Annotated in this window: 9 protein-coding genes and 2 tRNA genes; 2 read left to right on the top strand and 9 right to left on the bottom strand. The window is 60.1% G+C overall.

All coding sequences use genetic code 11. The features are described from left to right. Window positions 1–235: 235 nt before the first annotated feature. From AC0L25_RS15855 to AC0L25_RS15820, 8 genes are all read right to left on the bottom strand, one after another. Window positions 236–478, bottom strand: coding sequence for a DUF982 domain-containing protein (locus AC0L25_RS15855; protein WP_473596358.1), 243 nt, complete (start codon window positions 476–478; stop codon window positions 236–238). A 3-nt stretch (window positions 479–481) separates the two neighbouring features. Continuing rightward, a complete protein-coding gene (locus tag AC0L25_RS15850) occupies window positions 482–730 on the bottom strand; it encodes a DUF982 domain-containing protein (protein ID WP_352951707.1) in 249 nt (82 codons plus the stop codon). Window positions 731–824: 94 nt separating this feature from the next. Continuing rightward, window positions 825–1,277, bottom strand: a complete 453-nt coding sequence (locus AC0L25_RS15845; protein WP_473596357.1) for a DUF982 domain-containing protein — start codon at window positions 1,275–1,277, stop codon at window positions 825–827. Window positions 1,278–2,484: 1,207 nt separating this feature from the next. Beyond that, window positions 2,485–2,694 carry a hypothetical protein gene (locus AC0L25_RS15840; RefSeq protein ID WP_473596356.1) on the bottom strand — a complete coding sequence of 70 codons (210 nt, stop codon included), beginning with the start codon at window positions 2,692–2,694 and terminating at the stop codon, window positions 2,485–2,487. 226 nt (window positions 2,695–2,920) lie between these two features. Further along, on the bottom strand, window positions 2,921–3,130 hold the full coding sequence (locus tag AC0L25_RS15835) for a hypothetical protein (protein WP_352962406.1): 210 nt from the start codon (window positions 3,128–3,130) through the stop codon (window positions 2,921–2,923). A 129-nt stretch (window positions 3,131–3,259) separates the two neighbouring features. Further along, the gene (locus AC0L25_RS15830) at window positions 3,260–3,544 is read right to left on the bottom strand and encodes a DUF982 domain-containing protein (RefSeq protein ID WP_473596355.1); all 285 of its coding nucleotides are present in this window, start codon (window positions 3,542–3,544) and stop codon (window positions 3,260–3,262) included. 1,478 nt (window positions 3,545–5,022) lie between these two features. Beyond that, a tRNA-Arg gene (locus AC0L25_RS15825) sits at window positions 5,023–5,099 on the bottom strand. A gap of 59 nt (window positions 5,100–5,158) precedes the next feature. Then, window positions 5,159–5,464, bottom strand: a complete 306-nt coding sequence (locus AC0L25_RS15820) for an ETC complex I subunit (protein ID WP_127320127.1) — start codon at window positions 5,462–5,464, stop codon at window positions 5,159–5,161. A 341-nt stretch (window positions 5,465–5,805) separates the two neighbouring features. On the opposite strand from AC0L25_RS15820, the gene AC0L25_RS15815 reads away from it, so the two are divergent. Then, window positions 5,806–5,882, top strand: a tRNA-Pro gene (locus tag AC0L25_RS15815). Window positions 5,883–6,013: 131 nt separating this feature from the next. Here AC0L25_RS15815 and AC0L25_RS15810 read toward each other — a convergent pair. Next, window positions 6,014–6,841: an alpha/beta fold hydrolase gene (locus AC0L25_RS15810; RefSeq protein WP_473596354.1), complete on the bottom strand. Its 828-nt coding sequence runs from the start codon at window positions 6,839–6,841 to the stop codon at window positions 6,014–6,016. A gap of 128 nt (window positions 6,842–6,969) precedes the next feature. Here AC0L25_RS15810 and AC0L25_RS15805 point away from each other — a divergent pair, with 128 nt between their 5' ends. After that, a complete protein-coding gene (locus AC0L25_RS15805; RefSeq protein ID WP_473596353.1) occupies window positions 6,970–7,950 on the top strand; it encodes a GlxA family transcriptional regulator in 981 nt (326 codons plus the stop codon). The last annotated feature ends 201 nt before the right edge of the window (window positions 7,951–8,151 follow it).

The following is an 8,151-nucleotide window of genomic DNA, read 5'->3' as shown; positions in this document are numbered from 1 at the left end:
GGTCAATAACGTCACATGGCTCATGCTGTGCTGCTAACTACGCTCGTAAGGACGACCTTAAGAGCGCAGCCTCGCTACCCTGCCACGCTCGCGCAAGGCGGCCTTCGCCGGAGGCGTACTCATAGCTTAGCCTGAGGCCAAAAGGTCGCCAGCCGGCGCGGGCGGGGGTGGTGTGCCCGGTGCGCCCTATGCGCGCCGCCTGAGTCGCGTCTAGCAAACCGGCGGTTGGATCGCGTTAGCTAGAGGAGCGTAGCAACCTTCCCTCCTTAGCCGCAGCTTCGAAGGCCTTTCTTACGTCGTCGGCTGTGCCCTCGCCATCATGGACGGCCTTGCAGGCCTCGACCGCCTTCCTCCACTCTGGCCCCCGCTTGCTCCACTTCATGAGTTTCGCGGCGGCACCTTCGACGCTGTTGCAGCCGTAGGTGAGCCCAGGTCGGTCGGTCTCGATGGTGACCGAACCAATGAAGAGCCATGACACCTCCTACTCGGGCGCGAGATACATCTCCGCCTCCTTAGCGGCAGCCACGAAAGCCTTCCGGATTACATGCGGGTCAATTGGATCGCCCTCCAGCGCTGACAGGCAAAGCGTCCACGCCTTGTGCCAGCGAGGTCCTCTCCGGGTCCAACTCTTGAGCTGCTCAAGGGCTGCCCTCGCATTGTTACAGCCATGCCTGCCGCCGTCCGTTTCAGTCTTCACGAACACCGGACGGACGAACCAAAGCGTTGTCATTGAGGGACAACTAGAGTGGGTCGGAATGTTTGGTAGAAATTTCTGAGCGGGCCGACCGGAGAGGGGCTGGCGCGGGCACAGTTTTCCCGGAGACCTAACCGAAGTGGCGCAATACCCCTTCCTCCTGGGCAGCAGCCAGGAATGCCTTACGGGCCTCCTCAGCTTCCATCTTGTCGGCAATCACGGCAATGCAAACGCGCAGCGCGAGGTTCCTCTTGGGGCCACGCTTAGTGCAGTTCAGGAGTTCCTCAACTGCTGCCTCAGCAGTGTCGACGCTGCGCGTCTGATCGGGAGGCTCAGTTCTCACGCTGACCGAGGGGCTGAAAAAATGCGGCACGTTGCTGGGAACTAGGGCAGCCGCGGTCTCCTCAGCCCATTCTTGCTCTCGCCGCTCAAGCTCCTCCTGAAGCTCCACCGCTAAAGCAGCAAGCTTCGGCGGCAAAGGTCGGTCGTTCTCCAGACCTAGCTGCTTACGCAACTTCCGACGATTATCTTCCGAACTGATCAATTCTCGGAAGGAACGATTATCCCTATCTCGGGTAGCCATAACGGTTTGCCTTAGCTTTTTACGCAACTCATTGGTTGCTGAAGGGTTCCCCGAAGCGGCCGGATGAGTTGCCACAGCATTATTCGTTAAGGTCGAAGGCTACTGCGCGTCCAAACGCCGGAGCGGTCGCTACAACAAGGTCGAGCAGGGCCGTGTCACTGATTGCGAGATGAGGGCCATCTTTGCGAACCGCAGCTATAACTGCCTTGACGGAGACTGCGCCACCGTGCGGGACCTTCTGGATGGCCTCGTGCACAAGCTCCATGGCCATACGCTGGCAGTCCGTCCCAATGTCCACCTGAGGCCTCCCCTGGACATAACCCAAGCACCCATTTGTTGGCACGCCGCTTGTAAAAATCAACAACCAATTTCGTACATGGGGCCGCGAACAACTGGTAGAGGGGCGAGGACAACTGACGGGCGAAATTGACAGCTACTACTCACCCGCATCGGAAGCCACGGACAGGCCTAAGGCGATAGCTGCCTCTATAATAGCCTCCACTAACTCGTCGTTGGATGCAACCAGATCAGGCGCAGCGTGCCGGATATGGTTCAATGTCGCTTTGACCGAAACGGTGTCCCCCACGGTCCGCGCGGTTGAGAATTGCGGCGATTGCGTGCTCTTCAATAGGACCAACCCTATGCACGTTCATCCGAATCTCCGAACAGATCTCGCGGCATTTCTGCACAAGAGATGCCGGAAGGAGCGAACTTCCCCTCCAACCAACTGTTCCATCCGGAAACAAAAAAACCCGCCGCACAGGAGAGCGACGGGTCGATCAAGCGATCACCGAGCGCGGGGTTGGACGGGGGTGGGTGCGCCCGGTGCGCGGATCGTGAAAAATCATATGCGGCCGGCTGCGTCGCGTCTACCAACCGGCAGTTGGCACTTTTCGGCACGGTGGGCTTATGGTGGCGTTTTGCCCCTAAGGAGAGTAGGGTTTCCCGGTCGCCCATACCTTCCGGCAATTGAGCGCTTGAGAGCGAGCAACGTGCTTTCGCCCAACGAGGGAGAAGCACCATGCAACATCTATATTCCAGCCTCGTCACGCACTATGAGAAGGCGCTGTCCTTTCAAGACAGAGTTGTCGAGCATGAGCGCCGGGACTTATCCTCCCGGAAAGCGAAGCCCTGCTAGAGATTCTGGCCGAGAATTTGGCCGGAGCCCGCCGCTCCCTCGATCGGGTGACGCACAGTCATCACTAGCTCACCGCCCCAGCGGCAGTTTGGAAACCGAGACAAGCTCGTCTTCATCCGTGATACCAGCCAAATAGTTGGCAAGGACTCGGGATGCAAGCGCCTCACGTCGCTGTTCGGATTGCCCCTCGATCTTGAGCCGGTCGAAAACGCGGCCAAGCAGGGCGACATCGGACGGATTGAAGACGCCAGCTTCTTTAGCTTTCCGATAAATCGGCATGTGACCCTCCGGATGGACTTGCGGAGCTAATCCGACTTCGCAACTTGCGCAAAGCAAAAAAGCCCGCCGCACCTTTCGGCACGGCGGGCAATCAGTCGTTCACCAGGCACAGGGTGGGCGGGGGTGGGTGTGCCCGGCTCGTAGGGAATCCTACGCGCGCCGGCTGCGTCGCGTCTACCAACTGGCGGTTGGAAGGGTCAAACTCGGTTAGCTTGCTTTACCCGGCCTACCGCCCCAGCGCTTGTTTCGAAGCCGACAGAAGTTCTTCCTCGTCCACCACTCCCGCCATGTAATTGGCAATAATTCGGGACGCGAGCGACTCGCGCTGTTGTTCCGATTGGCCGTCAATCTTCAAACGATTGAACACGCGGCCAAGTAGCGCCAGCTCGGACGGGTTGAAAACACCCGAATCCTCTGCTCTTCCACGAAGCGGCATGACAAACCCCCTTCGCCCAGAGATTTTGTTCGTGCAGCATTATTATACACCAAAAAACCGCACCCCGTTGCAGAATCGCAGACCCGAGATGCGCCCTCGCGGAAGATCTGCGAGCGGGCGAGCACGACCTCACATCAGATCTTCAGCAACCCCGTCGAATTTCTTGAGGCCTTCGCTTGGAGGCTTCTGCTTACGAAGTCCCTGTTCAGTTGCAGCCGCCTCGAAAGCGGCGAACGCAGCTTGGTGACTGCAATGTCCGGCCAGGCATTCCTCAACCATTCGGATTGCCTCAAGTCGGGACGGCTTGTCCATGAATGGCCATGGTTGCTGAAGCGCGGTCTCAGCATCAGGTATCGACGCAACCAGCATCGATTTGTGATTCAGGTAAATCGTAATCGGTATAAACGCCGGCATCTTTGTCGCTTCTCCAGAATTGAAGTGGCTAAACGCGAAGACATGGCGGTGGTTGCATGACCGTGCATCATCGTGAATTCAGAGCGCGCTGACCGACGCGATCGAGGCTGAACACGCATTGCCCGTGCCAACGCGCAGGGGCTGCACGTCCGACGAGCCTTGATCGTTTCGTTCCATGAACGAAGAAGCCCGCGCCCACGGAGGTTAAGGACGCGGGCTGATCGGAGGGGACAATCCGATCTCGCAGCATTCCTATGTGCACAAGGAAATATTGCTGCAGGAGGCGAACGTCTTGCGCGTGCCAGTGTTCCATACCGAAACAAAAAGCCCGCCGCACCTAAAGCGCGACGGGGCGATCAAGCGGTTACCGAGCGCGAGGTGGGTCGGGATTGCCCGGTTCGCGAATCGTGAAAAAAGGATAGGCTGCCGCTGCGTCGCGTCTCCAGCAGGCAGTTAACGACCCCGCCTAGTTGTCGAGGTGACGGCGGCTCGGTTAAAACTCTCAACGAGCGAGGTGGGTCGGTCGGTCTCAATGTTGACCGGAGGGTGAAACCAGTGAGGGGAACCTAGAGCAGTTATGGGGTTTCGTCGCGACTGGCCTTACCGATCGCCTCAAGCAATGAAGCGAGGGTTGGCGGCAGTTCTGCTTCGACGTTCAGCCCAAACAGCTTATTACGTGACGACGAATGTCTCGGTACCGATCAACTCCCGAACGGCCTCGGGAAGGCACTTGTGCACGGCCCTGTCACGCTTTGCCATCACGATCACCTAAATGAGACACTATGGGAGGAACTTAGGGCCGCCGGTGGTTGTCGTCAGCCAACACTTGCTCTCGCCGCTCAAGCTCCTCCTGAAGCTTCACAGCTAATGCGACAAGCCTCGGTGGCAGAGTTTGATCGGCTTCCAGACTTAATCGTTTGCGTAGCTTCCGGCGATTGTCTTCCGAACCGATCAACTCTCGAAAGCCACGGTCCCTATCTCGGGTTGCCATAATGGTCCGCCTAGTTTCAGACGCAACTCTTTGGTGGCTAAACGGTTCCATGAGGAGGTCAAAACGTTGCTAGAAACTTCGAGCTACGAAAGAGTGTCACAGCATTATTCGTGGAGGTCGAAGGTTAACCGCGTGTCCGTGTGCGGGAGCGGCACATTTCGGGGAAAGATCAACAAGTGATTTCGTGGAATGAGGGGCCACCAACATCTGGTAGAAGGCGAGGATAACTGGCTCGCTCGTCGTTGGATGCTGCCAAATCAGGCGCAGCCTGCCGAATTTGGTTCAATGCCGCTCTGATCGAGACAGTGTCCCCGTGGTACGCCGTGTCGGGACCGCGGTAATCGCCTGATCTACAACTGGATCAGGCACGCGCGAAGCCCCCCGCGACCCCTTGGGTTCCCGCAGCCCGCCTGGATCCCAATGAGGCCGAAACCCATGTCTCCGGAATGAACTGTCACCCATTTCTCGGGAAGGGCACTGAAAATACTGGCGATCCCGACAGGATTCGAACCTGTGACCATCGGCTTAGAAGGCCGGTGCTCTATCCAGCTGAGCTACGGGACCGCTGGGCCGACGCCAAGGGCCGGCTGAATTACGCGCTGGGCGCGCTCGGCATTTGCCGGTCAATGCGTCCAGGGCGTCCTGCGGTCATAGCGGAAATTCTCCGCATAGGAAATCTGGCGGCGCTTGGATTCCTTCGGCTCCTCGACACGGAAGGCCAGCCCCTCTTTCTCCGCATAGGCCACCGCCTCTTCCCTTGTGTCGAAGGTGAGCCTGATCTGGCTCCGCATGTCACCCGATGTGGTGTAGCCCATCAGCGGATCGATTTTCTTGCGCATCTCGGGATCGAATTCCAGCACCCAGTGGCCGGTCTTGGCTTTGCCGGACTGCATCGCGGTTTTGGCTGGGCTGAAAATGCGCGCGGACATGGACACCTCATTACTACGTGCAAGCGGCGGCACCCGCCGCTGTATTCCCGTCATTACTGCGCAATGACGCCTGCGGCAAGGCCCGATGCCTGCCGGCGGGCCACCGACGATGATCGTGCGAGGTCATGGGTGGGCTCGCGGTCGGCGTCGCTTTCACGTATGCGACGGCAGCCTTGGTGAAGGTCTGAGTGGACAGCAACCTGGGTTCCTGGGGCGGGCGCTGCCGTTGCGCGGGCTGGCATTTTCCGCTCCGCTCTCGGCCCGGACCTGCCGTTTGTTCCGTTTTCGTCTTTTAAGGGGTTGCGCAGCCAAGCCCGGAACCCTATACGCCGCCAAGGACTCGGAGTGTAGCGCAGCCTGGTAGCGCATCTGGTTTGGGACCAGAGGGTCGGGAGTTCGAATCTCTCCACTCCGACCATCCATTCAGCGGAAATCATCGGCCATGCTGCCGGCGCACCTGCGCCGGACTGCCTCTGCGGCCGACGAAGCACTGAAAAACCCGACGGGCAGCCCAGATTTCCGAGCGTGCCCGCCTGAAGCTCCGAACCGTCAGCTTTGGATGAACGCCAGGAGATCCGGATTGATGATCTCCGGGTGAGTGGTGCACATGCCATGCGGCAGGCCTTTGTAGACCTTGAGCGTGCCGTGTTTCACCAGCTTGGCTGCAAGCAGAGCGGAGTCGGCAATCGGCACGATCTGGTCGTCATCGCCGTGCATGATGAGGACAGGCACGTTGAGCTTCTTCAGGTCCTCCGTAAAGTCGGTCTCCGAAAAAGCCTCGATGCAGTCGTAATGGGCCTTGGCCCCGCCCATCATGCCCTGGCGCCACCAATTGTCGACAGCCCCTTGCGAGACCTTGGCGCCCTCGCGATTGAAGCCGTAGAACGGGCCAGCCGGCACATCCCTGTAGAACTGCGCGCGGTTGGCGACCAAAGCGGCACGATAGCCGTCGAAGACCTCGATCGGCAGGCCGCCGGGGTTGCTGTCGGTCTTGACCATGATCGGCGGCACCGCGCCGATCAGCACCGCCTTGCCGACGCGTCCCTCGCCACCGTAGCGGGCAACGTAACGCGCCACCTCGCCGCCGCCGGTCGAATGGCCGATATGGACGGCGTTCTTGAGATCAAGGTGAGCGACCAGAGCCGCGACATCGGCGGCATAGGTGTCCATCTCGTTACCGGTCGCCGTCTGTGTCGAGCGACCGTGCCCGCGCCGGTCATGCGCGATCACGCGATAGCCCTTGTCGAGGAAGAACAGCATCTGGTTGTCCCAGTCATCGGCGCTGAGCGGCCAGCCGTGATGGAAAACGATTGGCTGGCCTGTGCCCCAATCCTTGTAGAAAATCTCGGTGCCGTCCTTGGTGGTGAATGTGCTCATCATCTTACTCCCTGATGCAGGTGACTGAATTGGTGGGGGAAGGTTCATTCCTTCTGTGGACAAGCCTATCGCGACGGAGTCATGGTGCGGATTGGCAAAGCAGACATTGAACAAGGCAAAACTGACAGATGATTGCGGCGCGTGATCCGGTCGAAATCGGGCTTGTGGTGTATCCGGGTGTTCAGGAAGCGGCAGTGTTGGGCCTCACCGATCTGTTCCAGCTGGCCAACCGGCTGGCTTCCGAACGGTCGCCGGACGCGCTGAGGCTTCGCGTCAGCCATTGGCAGTGGCAAGAGGCGAGCCAAACGGTCATCCGCAGCTTCGACAACGAGCCTGGCCCCGGCCATGGACCTGCCATGGTCATCTTGCCTCCGACCCTGGGTGATCCGATCCCGCGCGAGGCGGCCGCGCCCTATGCCGACTGGCTCAGGGCCCGCCATGCGGCAGGCGCGACGCTCGGCTCGGTCTGCGCCGGCGCCTTCGTGCTTGCCGAGACCGGCCTGCTGTCGGGCCGTGCGGCGACCACGCACTGGGCCTATCGCGACGCGCTGGCGGTGCGCTTTCCCGACATCCTACTCGATGCCGACAAGCTGGTCATCGACGATGGCGACATCATCACAGCCGGCGGCTACATGGCCTGGACCGATCTCGGCCTGAAGCTCGTCGACCGGGTGCTCGGGCCGACCGTCATGATAGGGACCGCCCGTTTCATGCTGGTGGACCCGCCGGGGCGCGAGCAACGCTTCTACAGCCCCTTTGCTCCCAGGCTGAACCATGGCGACGAGGCCATCCTCAAGGTGCAGCACTGGCTCCAGGCGAGAGGCGCGCGCGATGTGACGCTTGCCACCATGGCGGAGCATGCGGCCTTGGAGGAGCGGACTTTTTTGCGCCGCTTTCGCAACGCCACCGGCCTCAAGCCGACCGAGTATTGCCAACACCTGCGCGTCGGCAAGGCGCGTGAGATGCTGGAAGCGACAACCCGATCCATCGACCAGATCGCCTGGGATGTCGGCTATGACGATCCCGGCTCCTTCCGCAAAGTGTTCGCCAGGATCACCGGCCTGGCGCCGGGCGATTACCGCAGGCGCTTCAGGCCATCGTCGCCGTAGAGGAAATCAACGGTCCATTACAACGGCCAAAGGCGGAGCGGGATTGCGACTATCCGTGGGCGCGGTTGCCAGTACACGCGACTACCGACCGTCATCGAAGGCAAGCTCGCCGGGAAGAGAACCCCAACCGCCTCATCTCCCGGCGAGCCTACAACCTGATTTGATACGCAATCAGGACCGGGGTTAGCCGGCAAGGTTGAC

The sequence above is a fragment of the Mesorhizobium sp. WSM4813 genome (assembly GCF_055811555.1).
The sequence above is the reverse complement of the archived record's forward strand: the minus strand, read 5'-3'. Positions and strand labels throughout refer to the sequence as shown.